Source organism: Janthinobacterium paucivorans (genome assembly GCF_051380805.1).
In the GTDB taxonomy this organism is placed as follows: Bacteria; Pseudomonadota; Gammaproteobacteria; order Burkholderiales; family Burkholderiaceae_D; genus Janthinobacterium; species Janthinobacterium lividum_D.
Genome location: NZ_JBNYXR010000017.1, coordinates 14,960 through 40,083, shown reverse-complemented (window position 1 = coordinate 40,083; position 25,124 = coordinate 14,960). Strand labels below are relative to the sequence as shown.

Annotated in this window: 25 protein-coding genes; 15 read left to right on the top strand and 10 right to left on the bottom strand. The window is 60.2% G+C overall.

Features of this window, described 5'->3' with window-relative positions; genetic code table 11:
* Positions 1 to 8: 8 nt before the first annotated feature.
* The 6 genes from murC (at position 9) to ACQ4V8_RS18485 (ending at position 6,655) form a co-directional block, all read left to right on the top strand.
* The gene (murC, locus tag ACQ4V8_RS18510) at positions 9 to 1,412 is read left to right on the top strand and encodes a UDP-N-acetylmuramate--L-alanine ligase (protein ID WP_010394948.1); all 1,404 of its coding nucleotides are present in this window, start codon (positions 9 to 11) and stop codon (positions 1,410 to 1,412) included.
* A gap of 1 nt (position 1,413) precedes the next feature.
* Positions 1,414 to 2,382 (top strand): D-alanine--D-alanine ligase, encoded by a 969-nt coding sequence (locus tag ACQ4V8_RS18505; RefSeq protein ID WP_050855862.1) that lies wholly within the window; start codon positions 1,414 to 1,416, stop codon positions 2,380 to 2,382.
* 1 nt (position 2,383) lies between these two features.
* On the top strand, positions 2,384 to 3,196 hold the full coding sequence (locus ACQ4V8_RS18500; protein ID WP_010394954.1) for a cell division protein FtsQ/DivIB: 813 nt from the start codon (positions 2,384 to 2,386) through the stop codon (positions 3,194 to 3,196).
* A gap of 45 nt (positions 3,197 to 3,241) precedes the next feature.
* A complete protein-coding gene (gene ftsA / locus ACQ4V8_RS18495; protein WP_010394955.1) occupies positions 3,242 to 4,474 on the top strand; it encodes a cell division protein FtsA in 1,233 nt (410 codons plus the stop codon).
* Positions 4,475 to 4,628: 154 nt separating this feature from the next.
* Positions 4,629 to 5,837 carry a cell division protein FtsZ gene (gene ftsZ, locus ACQ4V8_RS18490; protein ID WP_010394957.1) on the top strand — a complete coding sequence of 403 codons (1,209 nt, stop codon included), beginning with the start codon at positions 4,629 to 4,631 and terminating at the stop codon, positions 5,835 to 5,837.
* 311 nt (positions 5,838 to 6,148) lie between these two features.
* Entirely contained in the window at positions 6,149 to 6,655 is a 507-nt protein-coding gene (locus tag ACQ4V8_RS18485; protein ID WP_010394960.1) for a peroxiredoxin, read from the top strand.
* A gap of 88 nt (positions 6,656 to 6,743) precedes the next feature.
* On the opposite strand, the gene ACQ4V8_RS18480 is transcribed toward ACQ4V8_RS18485, so the two are convergent.
* Positions 6,744 to 7,520: a class I SAM-dependent methyltransferase gene (locus tag ACQ4V8_RS18480; protein ID WP_010394962.1), complete on the bottom strand. Its 777-nt coding sequence runs from the start codon at positions 7,518 to 7,520 to the stop codon at positions 6,744 to 6,746.
* A gap of 104 nt (positions 7,521 to 7,624) precedes the next feature.
* Here ACQ4V8_RS18480 and ACQ4V8_RS18475 point away from each other — a divergent pair, with 104 nt between their 5' ends.
* From ACQ4V8_RS18475 to lpxC, 3 genes are all read left to right on the top strand, one after another.
* Positions 7,625 to 8,398 (top strand): helix-turn-helix transcriptional regulator, encoded by a 774-nt coding sequence (locus ACQ4V8_RS18475; protein ID WP_029496158.1) that lies wholly within the window; start codon positions 7,625 to 7,627, stop codon positions 8,396 to 8,398.
* Positions 8,399 to 8,546: 148 nt separating this feature from the next.
* Complete coding sequence (locus ACQ4V8_RS18470) at positions 8,547 to 9,389, top strand: DMT family transporter (protein WP_070346553.1); 843 nt, start codon at positions 8,547 to 8,549, stop codon at positions 9,387 to 9,389.
* Between the two features lie 75 nt (positions 9,390 to 9,464).
* On the top strand, positions 9,465 to 10,400 hold the full coding sequence (lpxC, locus tag ACQ4V8_RS18465) for a UDP-3-O-acyl-N-acetylglucosamine deacetylase (RefSeq protein ID WP_010394970.1): 936 nt from the start codon (positions 9,465 to 9,467) through the stop codon (positions 10,398 to 10,400).
* Positions 10,401 to 10,454: 54 nt separating this feature from the next.
* Here the strand turns inward: lpxC and ACQ4V8_RS18460 are convergent, their stop codons facing one another.
* Positions 10,455 to 10,964, bottom strand: a complete 510-nt coding sequence (locus ACQ4V8_RS18460) for a DciA family protein (RefSeq protein WP_043460764.1) — start codon at positions 10,962 to 10,964, stop codon at positions 10,455 to 10,457.
* Between the two features lie 279 nt (positions 10,965 to 11,243).
* Between ACQ4V8_RS18460 and secA the strand changes: the two genes are divergently transcribed.
* Complete coding sequence (gene secA, locus ACQ4V8_RS18455) at positions 11,244 to 14,012, top strand: preprotein translocase subunit SecA (RefSeq protein ID WP_010394974.1); 2,769 nt, start codon at positions 11,244 to 11,246, stop codon at positions 14,010 to 14,012.
* Between the two features lie 71 nt (positions 14,013 to 14,083).
* Here the strand turns inward: secA and ACQ4V8_RS18450 are convergent, their stop codons facing one another.
* A complete protein-coding gene (locus tag ACQ4V8_RS18450; RefSeq protein WP_436571979.1) occupies positions 14,084 to 15,415 on the bottom strand; it encodes a DUF2135 domain-containing protein in 1,332 nt (443 codons plus the stop codon).
* Positions 15,405 to 15,947, bottom strand: a complete 543-nt coding sequence (locus ACQ4V8_RS18445) for a hypothetical protein (RefSeq protein ID WP_128089095.1) — start codon at positions 15,945 to 15,947, stop codon at positions 15,405 to 15,407. The genes ACQ4V8_RS18450 and ACQ4V8_RS18445 overlap by 11 nt, the downstream gene beginning before the upstream one ends.
* Positions 15,948 to 16,345: 398 nt before the next feature.
* On the opposite strand from ACQ4V8_RS18445, the gene argJ reads away from it, so the two are divergent.
* The 5 genes from argJ (at position 16,346) to ACQ4V8_RS18420 (ending at position 19,643) form a co-directional block, all read left to right on the top strand.
* Positions 16,346 to 17,584 carry a bifunctional glutamate N-acetyltransferase/amino-acid acetyltransferase ArgJ gene (argJ, locus tag ACQ4V8_RS18440; protein WP_070345778.1) on the top strand — a complete coding sequence of 413 codons (1,239 nt, stop codon included), beginning with the start codon at positions 16,346 to 16,348 and terminating at the stop codon, positions 17,582 to 17,584.
* Positions 17,581 to 18,447 carry an ATP-binding protein gene (locus ACQ4V8_RS18435; RefSeq protein ID WP_010394983.1) on the top strand — a complete coding sequence of 289 codons (867 nt, stop codon included), beginning with the start codon at positions 17,581 to 17,583 and terminating at the stop codon, positions 18,445 to 18,447. Before argJ ends, ACQ4V8_RS18435 begins: the two co-directional genes overlap by 4 nt.
* Positions 18,444 to 18,878 (top strand): NUDIX domain-containing protein, encoded by a 435-nt coding sequence (locus ACQ4V8_RS18430; RefSeq protein WP_010394985.1) that lies wholly within the window; start codon positions 18,444 to 18,446, stop codon positions 18,876 to 18,878. Before ACQ4V8_RS18435 ends, ACQ4V8_RS18430 begins: the two co-directional genes overlap by 4 nt.
* A 120-nt stretch (positions 18,879 to 18,998) precedes the next feature.
* Positions 18,999 to 19,208, top strand: coding sequence for a FitA-like ribbon-helix-helix domain-containing protein (locus ACQ4V8_RS18425; RefSeq protein WP_010394988.1), 210 nt, complete (start codon positions 18,999 to 19,001; stop codon positions 19,206 to 19,208).
* 6 nt (positions 19,209 to 19,214) lie between these two features.
* Complete coding sequence (locus ACQ4V8_RS18420) at positions 19,215 to 19,643, top strand: PIN domain-containing protein (RefSeq protein WP_436571978.1); 429 nt, start codon at positions 19,215 to 19,217, stop codon at positions 19,641 to 19,643.
* Between the two features lie 7 nt (positions 19,644 to 19,650).
* Here the strand turns inward: ACQ4V8_RS18420 and yacG are convergent, their stop codons facing one another.
* The 6 genes from yacG to ACQ4V8_RS18390 form a co-directional block, all read right to left on the bottom strand.
* Positions 19,651 to 19,842, bottom strand: coding sequence for a DNA gyrase inhibitor YacG (yacG, locus tag ACQ4V8_RS18415; protein ID WP_029496160.1), 192 nt, complete (start codon positions 19,840 to 19,842; stop codon positions 19,651 to 19,653).
* A gap of 18 nt (positions 19,843 to 19,860) precedes the next feature.
* Positions 19,861 to 20,616: a cell division protein ZapD gene (gene zapD, locus ACQ4V8_RS18410; RefSeq protein WP_010394995.1), complete on the bottom strand. Its 756-nt coding sequence runs from the start codon at positions 20,614 to 20,616 to the stop codon at positions 19,861 to 19,863.
* Positions 20,617 to 20,678: 62 nt separating this feature from the next.
* Positions 20,679 to 21,326, bottom strand: a complete 648-nt coding sequence (coaE, locus tag ACQ4V8_RS18405; RefSeq protein ID WP_010394997.1) for a dephospho-CoA kinase — start codon at positions 21,324 to 21,326, stop codon at positions 20,679 to 20,681.
* Between the two features lie 34 nt (positions 21,327 to 21,360).
* Complete coding sequence (locus ACQ4V8_RS18400) at positions 21,361 to 22,230, bottom strand: prepilin peptidase (protein WP_196856260.1); 870 nt, start codon at positions 22,228 to 22,230, stop codon at positions 21,361 to 21,363.
* 105 nt (positions 22,231 to 22,335) lie between these two features.
* Positions 22,336 to 23,532 (bottom strand): type II secretion system F family protein, encoded by a 1,197-nt coding sequence (locus ACQ4V8_RS18395; protein WP_010395004.1) that lies wholly within the window; start codon positions 23,530 to 23,532, stop codon positions 22,336 to 22,338.
* Between the two features lie 73 nt (positions 23,533 to 23,605).
* A complete protein-coding gene (locus ACQ4V8_RS18390; RefSeq protein WP_436571977.1) occupies positions 23,606 to 25,078 on the bottom strand; it encodes a DHA2 family efflux MFS transporter permease subunit in 1,473 nt (490 codons plus the stop codon).
* Positions 25,079 to 25,124 lie beyond the last annotated feature (46 nt).

The following is a 25,124-nucleotide window of genomic DNA, read 5'->3' as shown; positions in this document are numbered from 1 at the left end:
TTAGCTCTGTGAAGCATAAAGTAAATAATATCCACTTTGTCGGCATTGGCGGCAGCGGCATGAGCGGCATCGCCGAAGTGCTGGTCAACCTGGGCTACAAGGTGTCGGGTTCTGACCTCGGCAGCAATGCGGCGACGCAGCGCCTGGCGAGCCTGGGCGCAACCGTCATGCTGGGCCACGCGGCCGACAATATCGGCGACGCCGATGCGGTCGTGACCTCGGGCGCCGTCCCGCAAGACAATCCGGAAGTAGTGGCCGCGCGCGCGCGCAAGATTCCGCTGGTGCCGCGCGCCGTGATGCTGGGTGAGTTGATGCGTCTGAAACGTGGCATTGCCATCGCCGGCACGCATGGCAAGACGACGACGACCAGCCTGGTCGCTTCGGTGCTGGCCCAGGGGGGGCTCGATCCTACTTTTGTGATCGGTGGACGCCTGACCAGTGCCGGCGCGAACGCCAAGCTGGGCTCCGGCGAATACTTGGTGGCTGAAGCCGATGAATCGGACGCCTCGTTCCTGAACCTGACGCCGATGATCGAAGTGATCACGAATATCGACGCCGACCACATGGACACCTACGAGCACGATTTCGAAAAGCTCAAGCAAGCTTTTGTGCAGTTCACGCACCGCTTGCCGTTCTATGGCCGCGCCATGCTGTGCATCGACGATCCGCACGTGCGTGCCATCATCCCGTCCGTCACCAAACCCGTCACCACCTATGGTTTCGCGCAAGACGCGGAAGTGCGCGCCATCAACGCGCGCGCCGTTGGCCTGGAAATGCATTTCACCGTGCTGCAGGAAGGCTATCCCGACCTCGACGTGGTGTTGAACCAGCCTGGCATGCACAATGTGCAGAATGCTTGCTCGGCGATTGCGATCGCGCGTGAAATCGGCATCGACGACAGCGCCACGCAGCAGGGCCTGGCCGAGTTCTCTGGCGTGGGCCGCCGCTTCACGCGCTATGGCGACGTGGCGCTGCCGAATGGCGGCAGCTTCGCCCTGGTCGACGATTTCGGTCACCATCCAGTGGAAACGGAAGTGACCCTCGCCGCTGCGCGCGCTGCCTACCCTGGCCGTCGCCTGGTGCTGGCTTTCCAGCCGCACCGCTACAGCCGCACGCGCGACCTGTTCGAGGATTTCGTCAAGGTGCTGGGCGCGCCCGATGTGCTGCTGCTGTCCGAAGTGTATGCAGCAGGTGAAGCGCCTATCGTCGCCGCAGATGGCCGCGCACTGGCGCATGCGCTGCGCGCGCGCGGCAAGATCGAACCGATTTTCGTCGAGTTCATGACGGACATGGCTGACACCATCATGAGCGTGGCGCGCGACGGAGACGTCGTGCTGACCATGGGAGCGGGCTCCATCAGCGGCATCCCGCAACAACTGACTACGTATCAATCCAACACTGTAAAGGCCTGACGTGAACCAAGCTTCAGCTATTGACGTAAAACAATTGGGCAAGGTTGGCGTGCTGTTCGGCGGCAGTTCGGCCGAGCGCGAAGTGTCGCTGATGTCCGGCACCGGCGTGCTGGCCGCGCTGCAAAGCCGCGGCGTGGACGCGCACGCGTTCGATACGGGCGAACGCAGCCTGGCCGAACTGGCTGCTGAAAAATTTGACCGCGTCTTCATCGCGCTGCACGGCCGCTTCGGCGAGGACGGCAGCTTGCAAGGCGCGCTCGAGCAGCTGGGCATTCCCTACACGGGCAGCGGCGTGATGGCGTGCGCGGTGGGCATGGACAAGGTCTACACCAAGATGATCTGGCTGATGCACCAGTTGCCGACGCCGCAATACGCGGTACTGGACGCGCAATCCGACCTGGCCAAGGTCGCCGCCGAACTGGGCTTGCCGCTGATCGTCAAGCCGCCGCATGAAGGTTCGAGCATCGGCATCACCACCGTCAACGAAGCATCGGCATTCCAGGCGGCCTATGACATCGCCGCCAGCCTCGATGATTCGGTGCTGGCCGAGGAATTCATCAAGGGCCGCGAATTCACCGTTGCGATCCTCGGCAAGGGCGCCACGGCGCGCGCGCTGCCGCCGATTGAAATCGTCGCCCCGCAAGGCAACTACGATTATCAGAACAAATACTTTACGGACGATACCAAGTATTTCTGCCCGCCGCAGCTCGACCCGGCGATCGTGGCGGAGATGGAGCGCATCGCCGTGGCAGCTTACCGCGCTCTCGGCTGCGAGGGATGGGGGCGGGTCGATGTGCTGATGCGCGCGGCCGACAGCAAGCTGTTCCTGCTGGAAGTCAATACCTCGCCGGGCATGACGAGCCATTCGCTCGTGCCGATGGCGGCGCGCGCGGTCGGTATCAGCTATGAAGACCTGTGCCTGGAAATCGCCGCTGGTGCCCGCCTGAAAATGCACAAGGGACAGCACTGATATGTGGCATGACGCTAAAAGCCTCAATACGACAGCCAACGGCTTGCTGGCCGCGGTGCTGGTCGTATGCGTGGCGGCCGGCGTCTGGTGGGTGTCGCAGCGTCCCATGTTCGAGCTGCGCACCATCAAGGTGGAAAGCGCGGATGACAAGGGCCTGCGCCACGTGAATTACCTGACCCTGCGCAGCGGCACTCTGGGCCGCATCAAGGGCAATTTCTTCACGACCAACCTGGAAAGCGTGCGTGGCGTGTTTGAGTCGGTGCCTTGGGTGCGCCGTGCCAGCGTACGGCGCGAATGGCCAAACCAGCTGATCGTGGCGCTGGAAGAACACGAAGCGCTGGGCACCTGGGGTGAGGATGGACGCCTGCTGTCGGTCAAGGGCGAGGTGTTTACGGCGAATGTGGCGGAAGCCGAAGATGACCACGAATTGCCGGCCTTCGCCGGTCCCGATGGCAGCGAGAAGGAAGTGCTGGCTACTTACCTGCAGCTGGCAAAGTGGTTTGCGCCACTGAAGATGGTGCCTGAATCGCTGTCCTTGTCGAGCCGCTATGCGTGGACTGTGAAACTGGATAACGGCATGAGCGTGGCGCTGGGGCGCGAGCACAATCATACGACCCTGAAGGCGCGGGTCGACCGGCTGGTGGGCATCTATCCGCAGCTGGCGAGCCGGCTGGAAAATATCGATACGATCGATATGCGCTATCAGAATGGCCTGGCGCTCAGTTCCGCCGGCCTGGTGATACCTGCCGAAGGCAAGGATGGCAAGCCAGTCATGAAGAAGAAAAGTGGCAGTGCGCTTAAAAAAACGACTTAACCGAATAATTAATTTAACAATAGCCCAAAAAACTAGGCGACAGAAATGACAAAAGACGCAAAAAACCTGATCGTCGGCCTCGACATCGGCACCTCGAAAGTGGTGGCGGTGGTAGCCGAAGTGATGTCCGACGGGCGCCACGAAGTGATCGGGCTGGGCCAGCATGAATCGAAGGGCCTGAAAAAAGGCGTGGTGGTCAATATCGAGGCCACGGTGGAGTCCATCCAGCGTGCGCTGGAAGAGGCCGAGCTGATGGCTGATTGCAAGATCCGCAATGTCTATGCGGGCATTGCGGGCAGCCATATTCGCAGCTTCAATTCCAGCGGCATGGTGGCCATCAAGGACAAGGAAGTGACGGCGACCGACGTGGCGCGCGTCATCGAGACGGCAAAAGCGGTTAACATTCCGACCGATCAGCAATTACTGCACACGGTGCCGCAAGAGTTCATCGTCGACAGCCAGGAAGACGTGCGCGAGCCTATCGGCATGAGCGGCATTCGGCTCGAGGTGAAGGTGCATATTGTCACCGGCGCCGTGTCGGCGGTGCAGAATATCGTCAAGTGCGTGCGTCGCTGCGGCCTGGAAGTGTCGGACCTGATCCTGCAGCCGATGGCATCAGCCGATGCGGTGCTGACGCCCGACGAGAAGGAACTGGGCGTGGTGCTGATCGACATCGGCGGCGGCACGACCGATGTGGCGGTGTTCTCTGATGGTGCGATACGCCATACGGCAGTCATTCCCATCGCCGGCGATCAGATTACCAATGATATCGCCATGGCCTTGCGTACCCCGACCGCGGAAGCGGAAGAAATCAAGATCCGCTATGGCGTGGCCAAGCAGGTCCTGGCCGATCCCGGCGAATCGCTGGAAGTGCCGGGCCTGGGCGACCGCGGCCCGCGCAACCTGTCGCGCCAGGCGCTGGCGGCGGTGATCGAGCCGCGCGTCGAGGAGCTGTTCGCGATGGTGCACCAGGTGGTGCGCGAATCCGGTTATGAAGGTGTGCTGTCGTCAGGCATCGTGCTCACGGGCGGTACGTCCATCATGCCAGGCATGGTGGAAATGGCAGAAGATATTTTCCTGAAACCGGCGCGCCTGGGCACGCCCGAGTATCGGGGCCAGCTGGCCGACGTGGTGCGCAGTCCGCGCTACGCCACGGTATTGGGTTTGCTGCTGGAAGCGAAGAAGCAATATCTGCGCGGCCACATCGTGACGCGTCAGGACGGCTCGGTGAAAGCAGTCTGGCAGCGCATGAAGGAATGGTTTTTAGGGAATTTTTAAGGGCTTGATTTACGCCCGGCAGTACAGGTTTTTTGGCAGCATCGCAGGTACACACACATAACTTTATTTTATATTTAACCGCAGTTTTCAATCTCCAGTTCTCCTACGAATATGAGGCCTGGCGCTTGGAAACCGCATCTGATAGGAGTACATCATGGAGTTCGATATGGTCGATAACACAGCTTTAGGTACCGTCATCAAGGTCGTCGGCGTCGGCGGTGCGGGTGGCAATGCAGTCCAACACATGATCAATAAAGGCATGTCGGGTGTGGAATTCATTGCCGCCAACACCGACGCACAGGCTCTGTCGACGTCGAAGGCCCACAACATCATCCAGATCGGCGATACCGGTCTGGGCGCTGGCATGAAGCCTGCCGTCGGCCGCCAGTTGGCCGAAGAATCGCGGGCACGCATCGCCGATTCGCTGCGCGGCGCGCACATGGTCTTCATCGCTGCCGGCATGGGCGGTGGCACCGGCACGGGCGCCGCTCCTATCGTCGCCGAAGTGGCCAAGGAACTGGGCGCGCTGACGGTCGCCGTGGTATCGAAGCCATTCTCGTACGAAGGCCAGAAGTGCATGGATATCGCCGACGAAGGCCTGGAACAGCTGTCCCTGCACGTCGATTCGCTGATTATCATCCTCAACGAAAAACTGGAAGAGATCTACGAAGACGAAAGCATGCTCGAATGGATGCAGCATGCCGATGATGTGCTCAACAACGCGGTCGCCGGCATTGCCGAGATCATCAATGTGCCTGGCCATATCAACGTCGACTTCAACGACGTGAAAACCATCATGGGCGAGCAGGGCAAAGCCATGATGGGCACGGCGACGGCCTCGGGCGTCGACCGCGCGCGCATCGCTGCCGAACAGGCTGTCGCATCGCCGCTGCTCGATGGTATCGACCTGTCCGGCGCGCGTGGCGTGCTGGTCAACGTCACGGCCAGCCGTGGCTTGAAGGGTAAAGAGATCAAGGAGGTCATGGCTGCCGTGCGCGCTTTTGCGGCGCCAGATGCGTCGATCGCGCAAGGCATCGCCTACGACGACGCCATGGGCGACGACATCCGCGTCACCGTGGTGGCCACGGGCTTGGGCCGTGCGAAGAAAAACATCCAGCTGGTACCGCAACAAATGCTGCGCACCGGTACGCACAACAGCCCGCTGACGCCATCGGCAGCGATGGGCGGCGCGCAGGCAGTGACGACCAGCGTGGGCGTGGCGACGCCGGCAGCCGGTTTCGACGGCATGAAGGCGCCAGCCGTATGGCGCCGCGAATCGGCTTCCGAGCAAGTGCGCGCGATGGAAAAGAATGGGATGGAGACGTATGACATTCCCGCTTTCCTGCGCAAACAAGCTGACTAAGACTAAGACTAAGACTAAGACTAAGACTAAGACTAAGGCTAAGACTAAGACTAAGACTAAGGCTTAGACTTAGAGGTGAGATGATGTCGGCAATCACGACGGCGGCCTGAGTTCATGAGGGTCGCCGTTTTTTTGCCATTTTTTGACTTTTGATTTTGCTTTTATGGCCATTTTCTGCATAAATGCGGCAAGTCAGGCATACTATTGCGCAGTGTCGGCAGCATGCCGGCAGAACCAGATCCCGGGCGTTGTCCGCTGTCTGCTGCAGGCAAGCGGCTGCGTCTTTAACCGACATTACATAAGGAGTCAACATGACCATCAAGATCGGCGACACCCTGCCAGAAGGCACCCTGGCTGAATTCATCGAAAGCGAAACCGAAGGTTGCGCACTGGGCCCGAACACGTTTAACGTGCAAGACCTGGTCAAGGGCAAGAAGATCGCTATCTTCGGCCTGCCAGGCGCTTACACCCCGACCTGCTCCGCACAACACGTGCCCGGCTACGTCAAGCACGCTGCCGACCTGAAAGCTGCGGGCGTCGATGAAATCTGGTGCATCTCCGTCAACGATGCGTTCGTGATGGGCGCCTGGGGCCGCGACCAGAAAGCCACAGGCGTCGTGCGCATGATGGCTGATGGCAACGCCGCTTTTAGCAAGGCACTGGGGCTGGACGCCGACTTCAGCAAGTTCGGCATGGGCACGCGCTCGCAGCGCTATTCGCTGCTGGTCGACAATGGCGTGGTGACGCAATTGAACGTCGAGCAGGGCGGCAAGTTTGAAGTGTCGAATGCCGAGACGCTGCTGGGCCAACTGGCTTAAGCTATAAGGGGTCAGACCCGGCGGGTCTGACCCCTTCAAACGGCGGGTCTGACCTCTTCAAAAAAACGGCGCCACTGGCGCCGTTTTTTTATTGTACCGACGGTTTTGTCGCCTCGAACATGGCCGCATCGATGCTGAACGAATAATCGTCCTGCAGCGCGAAATACCGTCGCGCTTCCTCGGGCGCGCCATCGAACAGCTTGCGGATGGCTGCTACGCGTTCGGCGGGTGTGCGCATGCGTGCCACCCACGCGTCGAACTGCATAGGCAGCTTCCATACGCTGCGCAAGCTGTGCGTGAATCCTGCATTATCGAACATGGCGCCCCACTCGCAGGTGCGGTAGTGGCGTACGTGCGAGGCATCGCGCAGCATTCCCACCGCCTGCAAGGTGTTGTCGTACAGGGCCGTTTTCGGCGCCACGCTGTCGATCACCAGCAAGGTGCCGTTGGGACGCAGCACGCGCCAGGCTTCGGCCAGCGCGCCTGCCACGTCGCTCCAGTGGTGTGCGCAAAAGCGCGTGACGAGCATGTCGAAGCTGGCGTCGGCAAATGGCAGGCGTGTCACGTCGCCCTGCTGCGTGCTAATGTTGTGCAAGCCCCGCTGCGCCTTGGCGTGTTCGACCTCGTCGAGCATCGGCTGCGCCAGATCATAGGCGACGACCGATGCTGCCACGGGTGCGACGGCGAAGCTGGCGTGACCGGTGCCGCAGCCCAGGTCCAGCACCTGTGGTTTTCCTTGTTTGCCGTGGCGGCGCGCGCATTCCTGCAGCAGCACCAGGTCGGCGCCTTGCGCGAACATCGCGCTGCTCAGGTAGGCATGGGCCGTCTTGCCAAACTGTTCGGTGACAACATCGTGCTGCTGCATGGTTTTCTCCTGGTGATGGGGGCGTCCCGGCAGGATAAGGATAAAATTATCCTGTAACAAGACCATAACTTATACTGGTATATTAACTACCATGCACCCTTGTCATGTCAAATAAACTCGCTCAATTCATCCGTGCCCGGCGTGAAGCTGTCACTCCTGCCATGGCCGGCTTGCCCGGTGGTGGGCGCCGCCGCACGCCAGGCTTGCGACGCGAAGAGCTGGCGCAGCTGTGCGATGTCAGCCCCACCTGGCTGACGTGGCTCGAGCAGGGGCGGCCCGTGTCGGCCTCGGCCAAGATGCTGGCGCGCCTGGCGCAAATACTGCAGCTCAGTACGGCAGAGCGCGCTTACCTGTTTGACGTGGCCGACAAGCATGACCCCAGCCACGGCACTGGCGAGGGCGAGGGGCCCGCTAGCGCCGAGCTGGCCGCCATCGTTGCCGCCATCGCCGCGCCCGCCTACATCCTCGACCGTGCATGGAATGCCGTGGTGTGGAATGGGGCCGCTTCCACGCTGTTTGCGGCCTGGCTGCATGGCGCAGCGGCCATGCCGAACCAGCTGCGCTTCATGTTCCTGGAGCCTGGCGCGCGCGACCTGATCGTGGGCTGGCCCGAAAGAGCGCAGCGCCTGGTAGCCGAGTTTCGCGCCGACGTCGGCCGGCAGGCGGACCAGGCACCGCTGGCCGGCCTGATCGCCGAACTGGCTGGCGCCAGCCTTGAATTTCGGCAGTGGTGGAGCGCGCAGCAAGTACAGGGCCGCGATGGGGGGTTGCGCCAGTTCCAGCACGCGCAACAGGGGCTGCTTGAGTTCAATCAGGTGACCTTGCACCTGGCGCGCCAGCATGAGTTGAAACTGGTGATGCTGTTGCCGCTGTCATAAGGTAAACGGTCGCGCTTGCTATAATCGGGCGGACGGTGTGGCTTTGCCTACCGGTCCTGGCTCCGGCCGTCGCCATGATGACGGTCCCGTTTTTTGTCCGGAGTCTGTCCTGATAGCCCGCAATCAAAATTTGCGCAGCATTTATGTGATGCTGGTCGCAGTGGCCATGTTTTCCCTGATGGACGCAGCCATGAAGCTGCTGTCCGCCCATTATCCGCCCATGCAGGTGACGGCCTTGCGCGCCCTGTCATCCTTGCCGCTGGTCTGCCTGTACCTGCTGTACCTCGGTGCCTTTAACAATGTGCTCAAGGTGCGCTGGCCGCTGCACTTGCTGCGCGGCGCGCTGGGCGTGTTGATGATTGCCCTGTTCGCCTATGGCTTGAAGCACATGTCGCTGGCCGAGACGTATGCGCTGTTTTTCATCGCACCTTTGCTCATTACGGTCTTGTCGGTGTTTGTCCTGAAGGAAAAAGTCGACTTGGCGCGCTGGTGCGCGATCGCCGTAGGTCTGCTGGGCGTGCTGGTGGCGCTGCGCCCGGACGGTGCGGGATTCTTTTCGCTGGCCGGCCTGGCCGTGCTCGGTTCGGCCGCCTGTTATGCCATTTCGGCTGTCACAGGGCGCATTCTGAGCCGCACGGACGCCAGTGAAAGCATGGTCTTCTGGCTGATGCTGATGATGGCTATCGGCGGCGTGGCCTTGTCGGCGCATGAGTGGGTGCGCATTCGGCACGAACACTGGTGGCTGCTGGCAGGCTTGTCACTCAGTGGTTTCCTGGGCCAGCTGGCCATTACGGAGGCGTTTCGCCATGGCAAGGCATCGAGCGTGGCGCCATTCGAGTACTCGGCCCTGGCCTGGGGCATGGCCCTGGACTGGATGCTGTGGCGCGCCTTGCCCGATAAATACACCTTGATCGGCGCGGCCATCATCATCGGCAGCGGGATTTACCTGGTGCGGCGTGAATCGGTGCATGCGGAAAGCGAACATCCCTGACGGCCGGATGTGGTTTTTCTGGCCTCGCTCATGCCGTGTCGCAACGAAAACTCAGCAAATAGATATAATCGACAGATGTTAAAACAACGCACTATCAAACAACTGGTCCGCACCATCGGTGTCGGTTTGCACTCTGGCACCAAGGTGGAGCTGATCTTGCGTCCTGCCGCGATCAACACGGGCATTGTGTTTCGCCGCATCGACCTCGATCCCATCGTCGAGTTTCCCGCCAGCGCCATGGCCGTGGGCGATACGCGCATGGCGTCGGTGCTGATCAAGGATGGCGCCAGGGTGTCTACCGTGGAGCATCTGATGTCGGCCGCGGCCGGCCTTGGCATCGACAATATGTTTATCGACGTGAATGCGGAAGAAATTCCCATCATGGATGGTTCCGCCTCGTCCTTTGTTTATCTGCTGCAGCAGGCTGGCGTGGAAGAGCAGCAGGCGCCGAAGAAATTCATCAAGGTCGTCAAGCCTGTGGAAGTGCGTCACGGCAAGGGCGACGCCGAGAAATGGGCGCGATTGTCGCCGTATGACGGCTTCAAGCTCGATTTCTTCATCGAATTTAATCACCCCGCCGTCGATGGCACGATGCAGCGCGCCTCCGTCGACTTTGGCGACGTGTCCTACGTGCACGACGTGGCGCGCGCGCGCACCTTTGGATTCATGCAGGACGTGGAAAGCTTGCGCGGCATGGGCCTGGCCCGTGGCGGTTCGCTGGAAAACGCTATCGTCATGGATGAATACCGCATCCTTAATGCCGATGGCTTGCGCTATGAAGACGAGTTCGTGCGCCACAAGATTCTCGACGCCATCGGCGACCTGTATCTGGTGGGCCACCCCTTGCTCGCCTATTACACTGCGCACAAGTCGGGCCATGCACTGAACAATCAGCTGCTGCTGGCGCTGCTGGAACAGCCCGATGCGTATGAAATCGTCTCGTTCGCCACCAACGAGGCGGCGCCGCAATCGTACTTGCGTCAAATGGAGCGCGAATGGGCGTTGACGTAAGGTAAGTCGGATTAGGCCGCAGGCCGTAATCCGACGTGCTGCCGCCTGGCGTTGCTAATCTTTAGGCTCGCGGTGGTGGCGCACTAAACTGCGCAGCGCCGCGATCAGCTGCTCGTTCTGCTTCGACGCGGGCAGGGCCGTGCTCAGCTCTTCCAGGGCCGACATGGCTTTTTCCGGCAAGACCAGCGCCCGCGTGTGCACGATGGGCGCGATGCTCTTGACCACCTGCACTTTCAGTCGGATGCCTGAAATCTGCCAGCCTTTTCTTTCCAATTCTGCTTGTAATTTCGGCAATTGCTGCTTGAGCTTGGCTGCCAGTGCCGCGTTCGGTATGGCCAGCACCAACTGGCCGCTTTCGAATTGCAGGATGTCGCAATGTTCGAACATCGCCGGCAATGCCTTGGCACAATCTTTTTGCAGGGCGGCCAGGCGCATGACGGTGGGCATCAGCGATGCCATCGTTGCATTGCCGCGCAGAAAATCGGTTGCGCCCGTCACGGCCGGGCCTGAGCGGGCAAAGCCGTAGCTGCGGCGCTCTGCCTTCAAGTAAGTGGGAGTTCGCATGGCCGAAACATAGCACACTCGCCCGCGCATGACGAGTGCGGTGGCCCGCGTGATGCAAGCGCGCGGGCTGGTTTGCTTTACAGTATGGCAAATGTCCGCAATTTCTGCCATTTGTTTGCTATTAAGATATTGTTATATAGTGCATTACCCCAACCTTGACGGTGACGCATGATAAAATCATCGTCTTTTGCCATAGTCGAACTCCGTGCGGTCACGCGATTGTTACCTCGTTGTTACCTACCGAGCTTTTTTTAACGGCGTTTTTTCAAGAATTCAAGCATGTCATTACTGACCCAGATTTTCGGTAGCCGCAACCAGCGGCTGCTCAAGCAATACCAAAAAACGGTACGCGAGATCAATGCGCTCGAGCCGGCCATCGAAAAGCTGTCGGATGCCGAGCTGCAAGCGAAGACGCCGGCCTTCAAGGAACGCATCGCCGCTGGCGAATCGCTCGATGCCTTGTTGCCGGAAGCGTTTGCCGTTTGTCGCGAGGCCAGCAAGCGCGTCCTGCGCATGCGCCATTTCGATGTACAGATGATCGGTGGCATGGTCTTGCATTTTGGTAAGATCGCGGAGATGGGCACGGGCGAGGGCAAGACCCTGATGGCCACCTTGCCAGCGTACCTGAATGCCTTGTCGGGCAAGGGCGTGCATATCGTGACCGTCAATGACTACCTGGCGCAGCGCGATGCCGAGACCATGGGCCGCCTGTATGCGTGGCTGGGCCTGTCGACGGGCGTGAACATGTCGCAGATGGAGCACAGCGCCAAGCAACAGGCGTATAACTCCGACATCACGTACGGCACGAATAATGAATTTGGTTTCGACTTCTTGCGCGACAACATGGTCTACGAAGCGCGCGAGCGCGTGCAGCGCAGCCTGAACTTCGGCATCGTCGATGAAGTCGACTCGATTCTGATCGATGAAGCGCGCACGCCTTTGATCATTTCGGGCCAGGCCGAGAACCACACGGATCTGTATTACAAGATCAATGAAGTGCCAGCGCTGTTGACTTTGCAGATCGGCGAAGAAACGCCGGACGGCAAGGGCAAGGTTGACGTACCGGGCGACTACACCAAGGATGAGAAGGCGCACCAGGTGTTGCTGACGGAAGCGGGCCATGAAAAGGCCGAGCGCATCCTGATGGAAATGGGGCTGCTGCCAGAAGGCGCTTCGCTGTACGATTCGGCCAATATCACCCTCGTGCACCATCTGTATGCGGCATTGCGCGCACACGCGCTGTACTTCAAGGATCAGCACTACGTGGTGCAGAACAGTGAAGTCGTCATCGTCGATGAATTCACGGGCCGTCTGATGACGGGCCGTCGCTGGTCCGATGGCTTGCACCAGGCCGTCGAAGCGAAAGAAGGCGTCAAGATCCAGAACGAGAACCAGACCCTGGCCTCGATCACCTTCCAGAACTACTTCCGCATGTACGCCAAGCTGGCCGGTATGACCGGCACGGCCGATACCGAAGCGTATGAATTCCAGGAAATCTACGGCCTGGAAACGGTCGTGATTCCGCAAAACCGTCCGTTGCAGCGCAAGGATCGTCAAGATCAGGTCTACAAATCGTCGGCGGAAAAATACAACGCGATGTTGAACGACATCCGTGACTGCTACGAGCGCGGCCAGCCCGTGCTGGTCGGTACGACCTCGATCGAAAACTCGGAACTGCTGTCGGGCATCTTGAACAAGGCCAGTTTGCCGCACAACGTGCTGAACGCGAAACAGCATGCCCGCGAAGCGGAAATCATCGCCCAGGCAGGCCGTCCCAAAGCCATCACCATCGCTACCAACATGGCCGGTCGCGGTACCGACATCGTGTTGGGCGGTAACGTCGAAAACCAGATCAAGTTCATTGAAGCCAATGCTGAACTGAGCGATGCCGACAAGGCCGCCCAGTCGCAGACCTTGCGCGATGAATGGCAATCGCTGCATGACCACGTGGTCAATGCGGGCGGCTTGCACATCATCGGCACCGAACGCCATGAATCGCGCCGCGTCGACAATCAGTTGCGTGGCCGTGCCGGTCGCCAGGGTGATCCGGGTTCGTCCCGCTTCTACCTGTCGCTCGACGACGCGCTGTTGCGCATCTTCGCCGGCGACCGCGTGCGCGCCGTGATGGACCGTTTGAAAATGCCGGAAGGCGAACCGATCGAGGCGGGCATCGTCTCGCGTTCGATCGAATCGGCGCAGCGCAAGGTCGAAGCGCGCAACTTCGACATCCGCAAGCAATTGCTGGAATACGATGATGTCGCCAACGACCAGCGCAAGGTGATTTACCAGCAGCGTAACGAGCTGCTGGAAACGACCGATATTTCGGAAATGATCGGCTCGTTGCGCCATGGCGTGTTCACCGACCTGGTGTATGAGTACGTGCCGCGCGAATCAGTGGAAGAACAATGGGATATCAAGGGCCTGGAAAACACCCTGTCGGGCGAATGGCAGCTTGACTTGCCGTTGCAGGCCATGCTGGAAGCCGATTCGACCCTGACGGACGAAGAGATTCTGGAAAAAGTGCTGGTTGCAGCCGATGCCGTGTACCAGTCGAAGATCGATATCGTCGGCAAGGACTCGTTTGGCGGCTTCGAGCGCAATGTCATGTTGCAAAGCGTGGACAGCCACTGGCGCGAACATCTGGCGGCGCTCGATCACCTGCGCCAGGGTATTCACCTGCGCGGTTACGCACAGAAGAATCCGAAGCAGGAATACAAGCGCGAAGCGTTTGAACTGTTTGGCCAGATGCTCGACATGATCAAGAACGATGTCACCAAGCACGTGATGACGGTGCGTATCCAGTCGCGCGCCGAAGTCGATGCGGCCGAACAGGCGATGCAGCAGTCGCACGTGGAAAACGTGCACTACCAGCATGCTGAATTCGACCCCAACGCGGCGCCGGAAGAATTGCTGGCGCCTACAGCCGGCGGCAAGATGGACAACGTCGACGACATGAGCGTGAGCATGGGCCTGAAAGTGGGCCGCAACGACCCATGTCCTTGCGGCAGCGGCAAGAAGTACAAGGCTTGCCACGGCAAGCTGGCGTAAGGCGGTTTCACAGCCTGACAAAAAACGGAGACCGCGGTCTCCGTTTTTTTATGCTGCGCCCTGTTGGTAGCTTATTGGGCGAGGAAGTCAAATGCCCCGCTACTCGCATCCTTTGATACCACAAGCTTGACGACGGGGATGGGAGCGCTGCTGCCAGATGAGCCCCTGACCGCCCCCACATTGACTGATTTGGATGACAGTACGCCACCGCTGGAGGTGGACACCTGGACTGTTGCAGTGCGCCCGGTCGCGCCGGAGAAGTTGTTGATGCCGAACGAGTACGTTCCAGCTTGCAGCACTTTTGCATCACACGAAGCGAAATAATGCTCGGGTCCGTTTGCAATGACATTATCGACATCGAGACGTCCGACGTTGCCATTGCGGTTGGCGTAATAGACCTGCATGCCGTTTGGCTCAAGGCTGTGCAAATCGACATCGCCCTGGCCGTCCCAGGTGAGCGTCACGGTAAATGCGCCGACGTTACCCTGCTTGGGCGGCGCCTGCAATTGCTGCATGGCTCTTTCCACCAGCGATTTGACCTGCGCGCGGGCCGGCCGGCTCGCATCAAGATAGGTTTCCACCAGCATGTGGCCGGAAGCATCGGCAGTCGATGCAGGCAGGTTCAAGTTAATCGGCGGCACTGAAGTGATGCCTGTCAAACGCAGGCCGTTGATGACCAGGTCGATGTCTGCCAGCAGATGGCCGCCGCGCAGGGTCGTCGATGCAGGCGCAATTTGCGCAACAGCGATGCTCGATGCGCTGATTTTTGTCAGCGCATAATCGTAGGCGCGGTTGACGAATAGATTGCCTTGCGAATGAGCAACAAAAATCAGCTTTTGTCCTTCTACTGAAAGCGCTTCGATCCGCGTTTTGTGCAGGGAGTAGGTGGCCTCGGTTGGCGGATTGCTGACGAGCGAACTGATTGCTCCGATCAGTTTGTTCATGATGCTTGTCGCGATCTGATCGAGTATCAAGGCGGCGGACGGCAGAAAATTGCGGATTTTATTGGTGAACGATTTGTCCCCAGAAAGATTGTCCCAGAAATACTCAAATCTGTTGCCCATTTCGCCGCTGGAGTCGATTTCGCGCGCGCGTTGAATAAATACCTCGGCAACATCTTGCATCATCGTTGCGCCGCTACCGGGATTTTTGCCGCTGTAGTTATAAAAGGTTTCGTACTTGACGTTCTCGCTGTTATAGCTGTCAGTCAGCAGATTTCGCAATGCATCGCGTCCATTGTCAGCTTCGAACTTGGTATTCCAGACGCCATTAAAAAAGCCGAGCGTATAACCTTTCGGCGTGCAAAGTGCATTTGCAGGGATGGCTGCGTAGGCCGGAGCCAGCAAGGCAGGGATCAAGATCAGGGCCAGCAGTTTGTGGAAAAAATAGGCCTTAATTTTCACAGCCGTCTCCTGCCGGTGCCAGGGAAGTCGTACCGCTCAGGGCTGCATTGTATGCATCATAGGCATCGAAGCGCTGCCTGGTATTGATATGTAACTTTTCCATTTCTCTGGCGCGCTTGCTCGCAAGCGGACTCGGATATCGGCTGAACAGGCACGACGATGCATTCGACAGTTTGGTGGACGACGCCGTCAACGCGCTGCTGTCAGCCAGATTCGTGGTGAGTACCGAGGTAAATGCCTGCGCGGTTTGCCGAAGCGCGTTCTTTTGAGTTGCGGTATCTGGCATGCTGTTGATATGGGTTTCAATATCGTCGCGTATGCCGTTCGCATTGCTGTCCGTGCCTGACAGCGTCGCGCTGCGATCGAGCACAGGAATGCTCCCACTAGTTTCAGCCTTGCGAACCGCTTCGGTGAATGTCTTGAAGGTTGGGGTGGGCGCTGGTATCTCGGGAGCGGGAGCATCCTTGCCTCCTGAACCGCATGCCGCAAGCAGCACTGCTGAAAGCAGAATGCTCAAAGAAGTTTTTTTCATATAGGAACAATAAATGCCGTTATTTTTTTATAAATAACGAATGGGTGGCTGGAGTCTCCACCGCGCCAGCCATTCAGGCTTGCGCGAAGGGGGGGCGAAATTCTACTGCATATTGGGATCATTAATATGCAAATATAATTTTGCAATTTCTTAAATTATACGCATGTGCAATGCTGCTATCCAAAGTGCACGCTGACCTAATACCTTCCATCTGACTTTATTGAAGATGTCCGATATGACTGCTGTGGCCGTGACGCGAATGGGTAGAGCGGAGATTGGAAGTAGCCGCGTGGCAGAAGTGAGCGCATGGACAGATGGCTTGTTGCATGCTGCATATGTGAGCGGCGCCGCGAAGGCGCTACAATAGCGTTTCCTTTTTCCCTCGCAGAAGAACTCCTATGGCCGTCAATTCCCCCAAGCCCGTCGCCGCCGACCTGAAAGCCGTCGCCGGCATTGAAATCGGTGTTGCCGAAGCCGGCATCAAGAAACCCAACCGCAAAGATTTGCTGGTATTGAAACTGGCGCCGACGGCCACCGTGGCCGGCGTGTTCACCCTGAACCGCTTCTGCGCTGCACCCGTGCAAATCTCGAAAGCCAACCTCGCTGCCGTGACGGCCGGCGCTGCGCCTATCCGCGCGCTGCTGGTCAACACGGGTAACGCGAATGCAGGCACGGGCGAATCGGGCCTGGCCGATGCACAAGCGAGCTGCGCCGCACTGGCCGAGCTGCTGGGCTGCACGCCGCAGCAGATTCTGCCGTTTTCCACCGGCGTGATCCTGGAACCGCTGCCCGTACAGCGCCTGGTCGCCGGCTTGCCGCAAGCCGTGGCCGCGCTCACTTCAGACAACTGGTTCTCGGCGGCCGAAGCCATCATGACCACCGATACGCAGCCGAAAGCGGGCTCGCGCAGCGTCACCATCGGTGGCCACACGGTGACGCTGACGGGCATCAGCAAGGGGGCCGGCATGATCAAGCCGAACATGGCCACCATGCTCGGTTTCCTCGCGTTTGACGCCGCCGTGTCCCAGCCCGTGCTGGACCAGCTGGTGAAGCAGGCGGCCGATAAATCGTTCAACTGCATCACCATCGATGGCGATACCTCCACCAATGACTCGTTCATGCTGGTGGCCACGGGCGCTGGCAGCCTGCATATCGATTCGACCGATTCGCCGCACTATGCCGAACTGGCCGCTGCCGTTACCGAACTGTCGACGTTCCTGGCGCAAGCCATCGTGCGCGACGGCGAAGGCGCGACCAAGTTCATGACCGTGACCGTGGAAGACGGCCGCAACGTGGAAGAGTGCCGCAAGATCGCGTATTCCATCGCCCATTCGCCGCTGGTGAAAACGGCCTTCTTCGCCTCAGACCCGAACCTGGGCCGCATCCTGGCCGCCATCGGTTATGCGGGCGTGGACGACCTCGACGTGGGCCAGTTGAATCTATACCTGGACGACGTGTGGGTGGCCAAGAATGGCGGCCGCAACCCGGACTACCAGGAACAGGATGGCCAGCGCGTGATGCAGCAAAGCGAAATTACCATCCGCGTGAAGCTGGCGCGTGGCGATGCCACGGCGACCCTGTGGACGTGCGACCTGTCGCATGACTACGTGTCGATCAACGCCGACTACCGCTCATGACCACACTCGATCAATTCCTGATCCGCGCCGAAGCCTTGCTGGCGCGCGTGGAAGCGATCCTGCCGCAGCCGACGCCCGCGCCCGACTGGAACAGTTTTGCCTTCCGTTGGCGCCGGCGCCAGGGCGCAGCAGCCTATTTGCAGGCTGTGGCCCACGTGTCATCGATCGCTTTGGATGACTTGCACAATATCGGCACGCAAAAAGCGCAAATTGAACAGAACACGCGCCAGTTCGTCGGTGCGCGTCCGGCCAACAACGTGCTGCTGACGGGCGCGCGGGGGACGGGCAAGTCTTCCTTGATCAAGGCGTGCCTGAACCAGTTCGCCAGCCAGGGCTTGCGCCTGATCGAAGTGGACAAGGCCGATCTTGTCGACCTGCCCGACATTGTTGACTTGGTGGCGGCGCGCCCTGAGCGCTTCATCATCTTTTGCGACGACCTGTCGTTCGAAGAGGGCGAGAGCGGCTACAAGGCGTTGAAGGTAGCGCTCGATGGCAGCATCGCCGCGCAATCGGAGAATGTGCTGATCTATGCCACGTCGAACCGCCGTCATCTGATGCCGGAACGGATGTCGGACAATACCAGCTACAAGACGGACGACGATGGCGATTTGCATCCGGGCGAGACGGTGGAAGAGAAAATCTCGCTGTCCGAGCGCTTCGGCCTGTGGCTGTCGTTCTACCCGTTCAAGCAGGATGACTATCTGGACATCGTCGCGCACTGGCTCGCTAGCTTTGGCTGCACGCCGGAACAGATTGCGGCAGCGCGTGGCGAGGCGCTGCGCTGGGCCTTGCAGCGCGGTTCCCGTTCGGGCCGGGTGGCCTGGCAATTTGCGCGCGATTACGCGGGAAAGCTGGCGCAATGAGCGAAGTGAGCTTGAAGGATAAAGTCCAGCCTGTCGATGTGGCCGTGGGTATCTTGATGAAGCCGAATGGTGACGTACTGCTGGGCCAGCGCCCGGCTGGGAAGCCGTATGACGGTTATTGGGAATTTCCAGGTGGCAAAGTCGAACCGGGCGAGGCCATCTTTGACGCCTTGAAACGCGAGTTTGTCGAGGAGTTGGGGCTGTATATTGACAGTGCCGAGGCCTGGTGCGGCGTCGAATATGTGTATCCGCATGCGCATGTGCGCCTGCATTTTTATATCAGTCGCCATTGGCGGGGCGAGCCGCAAAGCCTGGAAGGGCAGGCGTTCGCCTGGCAGGGCACGGTCGGCGTGGAACCCTTGCTTCCGGCCACCATTCCCCTGCTGGAATGGCTCGATGAGGTGCGCCGGGAATTGCTGGCGTCTGCCTGATCTTCAATAGTGCCAGCGGGCAGCGCCATGCTGCGCGCTGGCGCAAACTTTCCTTTTGCTCTCCTTGTATCTTGCGCGCTGTGCGCTACAGTGCTTGCATCAAGCACCGGGGAGTTTCGCATGCCGCTGACACTGACCTTTACCGATACCGATGAATTGCTGATTGCCGCGCTGCACAAGCGTGCCCGAGCGCATGGGCGCAGCATCGAAGATGAGCATCGCGACATCCTGCGCAGCGCCTTGCGGCCGCTGACTAAGCGTCCGCTCGACGATATTTTGGCCAGCATGCCCGACGTCGGGCTCGATACGGATTTCGGGCGCCGCTCCTGACCGGCCATGCCTACGCTCGCTTATCTGGTCGATACGGATGTGATCGTTGCGGCGCGCATGGGTAGCGTTGCGCCGACAGGCGTGCTCGCCTTTCTGGAACGGGTGCCGCCCGAGGCGCGCTATGTGCCGGTGCAGGTGATCGCGCAGTTGCGCGCAGGCATACAGCACAGCTGGCGGCGCGAAGCGGCGCTGGAAGCACTGGCGCTGGAAGGCTGGCTGGAGGCTGTGCTGGCAGAGTATGCGCCGCGACTGCTGGAATTTGACCTCGATTGCGCACATGTCTGTGCGCGTCTGCATGCTCGCGGCCACGCGCACGGCGTGGATGGACAGATCGCGGCGATGGGTATTGCCTACGGCTTGACGGTGGTGAGCGGCAGGCTCGACAGGTTCGTCATGCAGGCGCTGCGCCTGGAAAATCCGTTTAGTTGTGGCTAATTGCGGCTTACTGCGGCTTGTTGTCTTCGTCCGCCAGAGGATCTTCAAACGGGTCGGCGGCGGGGATCGTATATTTTTCCTCGGCCCAGGCACCCAGGTCGATTTGCTTGCAGCGTTCCGAGCAGAAGGGGCGGAATGTATTGGCTTCAGTCCATTCGACTTTGGCAGCGCAGGTAGGGCAGTTAACGACGGTCATGATGGGGCAAATAAGTAGCAGTTAAAAATTACAGAGCGTGAGCTCGAACGGAACATCTTCTTCCAGCGGCTTCGGTTTCAAGTCACCGCCCTGGGTAGTGAAGCGTATCCATAGCATATATTTGTTGGCGGAGATTTCCGGGATGGCGCCGCTGTTCTCATCCAGGCTCAGGCGCAGCATCTGGTACACCTTGCCCTGCAGCATTTGCTGGTAGCTGCCGCCATTGGCGATCAGTTTCACGGGGCCGCCGGAATCGCGCAGCAGACGCAATACCAAGGCCAGCGCATCGAACAGCGGTGCCAGCGGCGCAAACCATGCGTGGATATCGTTCAGGCGCTGCTCGGAACTGCGCTTTTGCCAGGCGAAGTAGGAAGGCAAGTCGAATTCGCAGGCACCGCCCGGGATGATGGTGCGCCCGCGGATGCTCATCAGCCATTCATTGTCGCGGATATTCTGGCCCGTCTTGCCCTGCGCGGCCACCAGGGCGCCGCTGACGCTGTCGAGTTCAGCAAGGATGGCATCGAGGGTTTCCGGCTCCACGTTCGGATTGCTGCGGTAACCGAGCAGGCTTTGGCGTTGGCGTTCGAGTTCTTGCAACAGGTCGGACTTCAGGTCGGCGCGGCCGGCCACTTCGAGCATGTCAAAAATAGTCGCCAAGGCAACATGATGCTGCATTGCATGTTCTTGCTGGATGAAGAACTTGAATTTGTCGTACAGGTCTTCCAGTCGCAATAAGGTACGTATGCGTTCGTTGAAAGGGTATTCGTAGACAATCAAAATAATTCCCTTAAGTAAGGACCTGCAAACAATCCCGTGATTTTGAACCAAGCGTCGACAAATTACAAACGTTGCGGCCCGATTCCGGCCATTCTTTTTGAAAATGCCAGATATAAATCGTGCAACTGGGCAATCTGCGGTGTCAGGGCGTCCAAATCGGCATGATTGTCGATCACATCGTCCGCCGCCGCCAGGCGCATGGCGCGCGTGGCTTGCGTGGCCATGATGGCTTTGACTTGTTCTTCAGATAAGCCGTTGCGCGCCATGACACGTGATACTTGCAAACTTTCCGGGCAATCGATGACGAGCACGCGGTTGACGCGCTCCACCCAGCCACCTGACTCGACCAGCAGGGGCACGGCAAAGATCACATAGCTGCCCGTCGCTTCGGCGGCCGCCGCCAGCGTGGCCTGGCGGATGCGCGGATGCAGAATGGCTTCCAGCCTGGCCTTGGCGGCGGCATCGGAAAACACCAGCTTGCGCATTTTTGGGCGATCGAGGGCGCCCCGAGCATCGGCGTAGTCCGCGCCAAATTGCGCCAACAGGTCCGGCATGGCGGCGCCGTTTGGCGCTGTCAGGCTGTGGGCGATCTGGTCGGTGTCGACGATGGAAGCGCCGCGCGCGGCGAACAGGTCGGCCACGGTGCTCTTGCCGCAACCGATGCCGCCGGTGAGACCGACGCTGAAATAAGGGGCGTTTTGTTGTTGCATGTGTTTATCCATCAGGTGCACGCTGCTGCGCCGGTCAGCCGGTCAGGCCCAGCGTCAGCCGCGACAGTGGCGTGCCGTACAGCAGGGCGATCAGACCTGCTGCTGCCAGGTAAGGGCCGAACGGGATCGGTTTGTCGCGGCCCCGTTTGGCGAAGACGATCAGGCCGATGCCGACCACGGCGCCGACCAGCGAGGACAACAATATGATCGTCGGCAACATGCTCCAGCCCAGCCAGGCACCGAGCGCCGCCAGCAATTTGAAATCACCATAGCCCATTCCTTCCTTGCCTGTCGCCAGCTTGAAGGCCCAATAGACGGCCCACAGGGCCAGATAGCCGGCGGCTGCGCCGATGACGGCGTCTTGCAGCGGCACGAAGGTGGCGTTGATATTGACCAGCAGCCCCGCCCACAGCAAGGGAAAGGTGAGGTCGTCGGGCAGCATTTGCGTGTCGGCATCGATGAAGGTCATGGCGATCAGCAGCCAGGCAAACACCAGCGTGGCCAGGCCCGTCCAGCCGCTGCCGAAGTGCCAGATCAAGAGGGCCGACAGTGCGCCCGTCAGCAGCTCGACCAGTGGATAGCGCACGGAGACAGGCGCTTGGCAGGCGCTGCACTTGCCGCGCAACAGTAGGTAACTGATGACGGGAATGTTTTCCATGGCCGTGATGCGGTGACCACAAGCGGTGCATTGCGAGTGCGGCAGCATCAGGTTGTAGCGCTGCGTGTGCGGCAGGGGCAAGCCGCTTTCTTGCGCCACGTAATTATCAGACTCGCGCTGCATCATTTTTGGCACGCGGTGGATCACCACGTTGAGGAAGCTGCCCACGATCAGGCCGAACAGGGCGGCGATGAGGGCGACAGGCAGGTTGCCGGGCGCAGCGAACAGCAGGGTATCTTGCAGCATGGTGGATTTGTCTGAGGTGAAGATCGTTGCCGCGCAAACATTGCCTGGCACGACCGTAGTGTAAAACATCTGCCAGCACATGGGGATGTTTTGCGCAGGGCGCAGTCAAATCACGGCACCCAGCTTGAAAATCGGCAAATACAAGGCAATCACGAGTGAACCGACGAGCACGCCCAGCACCACCATCAGCGCCGGTTCCAGCAGCGTCGAAAGGGTGGCGACCGTGGCGTCGATGTCCGCCTCGATGATATCAGCCGCGCGCGACAGCATGGCGTCGAGCGCGCCAGATTCTTCGCCGATCAGCGCCAGCTGCGTCAGCAGCGGGGGGAACACGGCGCTGTGTTGCATGGCCAGGGCCAGGCTGCCACCGGCGCGGATTTCCCGTTCGATGCGCGTCGTCGCTTCCTGGTACAGCGCGTGGCCGGAGGCGTCGCCTACCAGGCCGAGCGAGTCTAGCAGCGGCACGCCTGCGGCGAACATGGCGGCCAGGGTGCGCGTCCAGCGGGCAATTGCCGCCTTGCGCAGCAGCGCGCCGAACACGGGCAGGCGCAAGGCCCACAGTTGCATCTTGCGCCGCAGGGCAGGCCAGCGCTGCCAGGCCAGGTGCGCTAGCAGCGAGGCCAGCAGCACTGCCGTCAGCAAGGCCAGCCAGTGGCGCACGAGAAAGGCGGACAAGCCCATGACGAGCAGGGTCGGTAATGGCAATGGCGCACCGAAGCTGTCAAATACCTGGCGGAAGGCGGGCACGACTACGCTCATGATGATGGCCGTGACAGCGATGGCAACGCACACAATGGCCAGCGGATACATCAGCGCGCCGCGTATTTTTCGCCGCAGGGCAATGGCCTTTTCCTGGTGCGTGGCCAGGCGCGCCAGCAAATCTTGCACGATGCCAGCCTGCTCGCCGGCGGCCAGCAGCTTGCAATACAGTTCGTCAAACAGCAGCGGGAATTGGCGGAAGGCCTGCTGCAGGCTGCTGCCCGCTTCGATGTCGTGGCGCAAGTCGCGCATCAGCTCGGTGACGGCGGGCTTGACCTGGCCCTTGCCGGCAATGTCGAAGGCCTGCAGCAACGGCACGCCGGCCGCCATCATGGTCGACAGTTGGCGCGTGAACAGCGCGATATCCTGGCCGGTGATGGCCTTGCCCGGCGCGGCCCGTGCAGCCCGTACCTTGGTGGCGAGGATGCCTTGGCGCCGCAAGGCCATGCTGGCAGCGGTGGCGTCGGCGGCGCGCAAGATGCCATCGACCGCCTTGCCACGGCGGTCGATACCCTTCCATGCAAACCGCCGCTCTGCCGCCATGCGCACCTCCTGCCGTCACGGTAGCAGCGTCAGGTAAAAGCACCAGCGGCGCTTGCGGCAGGCTTGATCTGGTTCAGCCTTTTGTACTTTTTACTGCCGTCTGTACGAGGGCCAGGGCCTTCACGCCGGCCGCATCTTCCGCGTCGCGGTCCGTGCCCTTGCTGATGCTTTCGCCATCGTCGCGGCGCAAGGTCCAGAAGGTCAGCGAAGACAGCACCGTCAGGGCGGCCAGTGTCAGGAAGGTGTGGTGCAGGGCGGTGCTGAGCATGGCGCGATCCGACTGCGCCATGTCGCCCAGGTACCAGCCCGTGATCAGCGAACCGAAGGCCAGGCCAAAGCTCATCGACAGTTGCTGCATCGAGCTGGCGATGGTGCTGGCCATGCTGGAGTCGCTCTGGTCGACATCGGCATAGGCGATGGTGTTCATGCTGGAAAATTGCAGGGAATTGAAAAAGCCCAAACACAGGCTGATGGCGACGATCAGGGACAGGGGCGTGCCCGCGCCCACCTGCGAAAACATGGCGATGGTGATGCCGATCAGCACAGTATTGACGACCAGCACCTGGCGGTAACCGAAGCGTGCCAATACGCGCGCGGAAATGAATTTCATGCCCATGGCGGCTGCGGCCGACGGCATCATCAGCAAGCCCGATTGCCAGGCGGGCAAGCCCAGGCCCAGCTGGTACAGCAGCGGCAAGAGAAAGGGCAGGCTGCCCACGCCCAGGCGCGTGACAAAGCCGCCCACCACGGAGACGCGGAAGGTACGAATCTTGAACAGGGTCAGACGCAACAGCGGGTGCAGCACTTCGCTCGCATGCCAGACGTACGCGGCCAGCAGGCTGATGGAAATGAATAGCAGCACGGCCGCCGAGGTGGGATCGATCTTGTGCTCGCCAAAGATTTCCAGCAGCCACGACAGCAAGGCGATGCCGGTACCGAACAGTACCAGGCCGATCAAGTCCAGCGGACGGGGCTTGTCGCCGTAGTAATCGGGCATGTAGCGGTGCGCCAGGTACAGCGCCGCCAGGCCCACGGGCACGTTGACGAAGAAAATCTCGCGCCACGACAGCCAGTGCACGATCAGTCCGCCCACCGTGGGACCCAGCAGGGGGCCGATCAGCGCCGGGATGATGACGAAATTCATGGCCGCCAGCAATTGCGACTTGGGAAAGGTGCGGATGATGGTGAGCCTGCCCACCGGCATCATCATGGCTGCGCCCACTCCTTGCAGCAGGCGCGCGGCCACCAGCATGGGGGCATTCACGGACAGGCCGCACAGGATGGAGGCGAGGGTAAAGATGGCCACAGCGGCCGAAAACACGCGCCGCGTGCCGAAGCGGTCGGCCATCCAGCCGCTGATGGGAATGCAGACGGCCAGGCTCAGGATGTAGCTGGTGACGACGGCCTTCAGGCTGAGCGGCGTCACATGCAGGCTGGCGGCCATGGCGGGGATGGCGGTGTTGACGATGGTGGAGTCGAGTTGCTCCATGAACAGGGCGGTGGCAACCACCCATGGAAGGTAGCTTTTAACGGGAGAACTGCTCATGGATGTGCGCCTGGCGAGGAAAGCCTACAGTAGGGCGAATTGTTAC

Coding starts and splice junctions, on each gene's coding strand:
- ACQ4V8_RS18470 (WP_070346553.1), top strand. CDS start 8,547: ATGCTGGTCGCAGTGGCCATGTTTTCCCTGATGGACGCAGCCATGAAG.
- ACQ4V8_RS18475 (WP_029496158.1), top strand. CDS start 7,625: ATGTCAAATAAACTCGCTCAATTCATCCGTGCCCGGCGTGAAGCTGTC.
- ACQ4V8_RS18400 (WP_196856260.1), bottom strand. CDS start 22,230: ATGCTGCAAGATACCCTGCTGTTCGCTGCGCCCGGCAACCTGCCTGTC.
- ftsA (WP_010394955.1), top strand. CDS start 3,242: ATGACAAAAGACGCAAAAAACCTGATCGTCGGCCTCGACATCGGCACC.
- ACQ4V8_RS18460 (WP_043460764.1), bottom strand. CDS start 10,964: ATGCGAACTCCCACTTACTTGAAGGCAGAGCGCCGCAGCTACGGCTTT.
- ACQ4V8_RS18445 (WP_128089095.1), bottom strand. CDS start 15,947: ATGAAAAAAACTTCTTTGAGCATTCTGCTTTCAGCAGTGCTGCTTGCG.
- ACQ4V8_RS18500 (WP_010394954.1), top strand. CDS start 2,384: ATGTGGCATGACGCTAAAAGCCTCAATACGACAGCCAACGGCTTGCTG.
- secA (WP_010394974.1), top strand. CDS start 11,244: ATGTCATTACTGACCCAGATTTTCGGTAGCCGCAACCAGCGGCTGCTC.
- ACQ4V8_RS18480 (WP_010394962.1), bottom strand. CDS start 7,520: ATGCAGCAGCACGATGTTGTCACCGAACAGTTTGGCAAGACGGCCCAT.
- ftsZ (WP_010394957.1), top strand. CDS start 4,629: ATGGAGTTCGATATGGTCGATAACACAGCTTTAGGTACCGTCATCAAG.
- coaE (WP_010394997.1), bottom strand. CDS start 21,326: ATGCAACAACAAAACGCCCCTTATTTCAGCGTCGGTCTCACCGGCGGC.
- ACQ4V8_RS18425 (WP_010394988.1), top strand. CDS start 18,999: ATGCCGCTGACACTGACCTTTACCGATACCGATGAATTGCTGATTGCC.
- lpxC (WP_010394970.1), top strand. CDS start 9,465: ATGTTAAAACAACGCACTATCAAACAACTGGTCCGCACCATCGGTGTC.
- ACQ4V8_RS18420 (WP_436571978.1), top strand. CDS start 19,215: ATGCCTACGCTCGCTTATCTGGTCGATACGGATGTGATCGTTGCGGCG.
- ACQ4V8_RS18435 (WP_010394983.1), top strand. CDS start 17,581: ATGACCACACTCGATCAATTCCTGATCCGCGCCGAAGCCTTGCTGGCG.
- ACQ4V8_RS18485 (WP_010394960.1), top strand. CDS start 6,149: ATGACCATCAAGATCGGCGACACCCTGCCAGAAGGCACCCTGGCTGAA.
- ACQ4V8_RS18430 (WP_010394985.1), top strand. CDS start 18,444: ATGAGCGAAGTGAGCTTGAAGGATAAAGTCCAGCCTGTCGATGTGGCC.
- ACQ4V8_RS18395 (WP_010395004.1), bottom strand. CDS start 23,532: ATGGCGGCAGAGCGGCGGTTTGCATGGAAGGGTATCGACCGCCGTGGC.
- ACQ4V8_RS18390 (WP_436571977.1), bottom strand. CDS start 25,078: ATGAGCAGTTCTCCCGTTAAAAGCTACCTTCCATGGGTGGTTGCCACC.
- argJ (WP_070345778.1), top strand. CDS start 16,346: ATGGCCGTCAATTCCCCCAAGCCCGTCGCCGCCGACCTGAAAGCCGTC.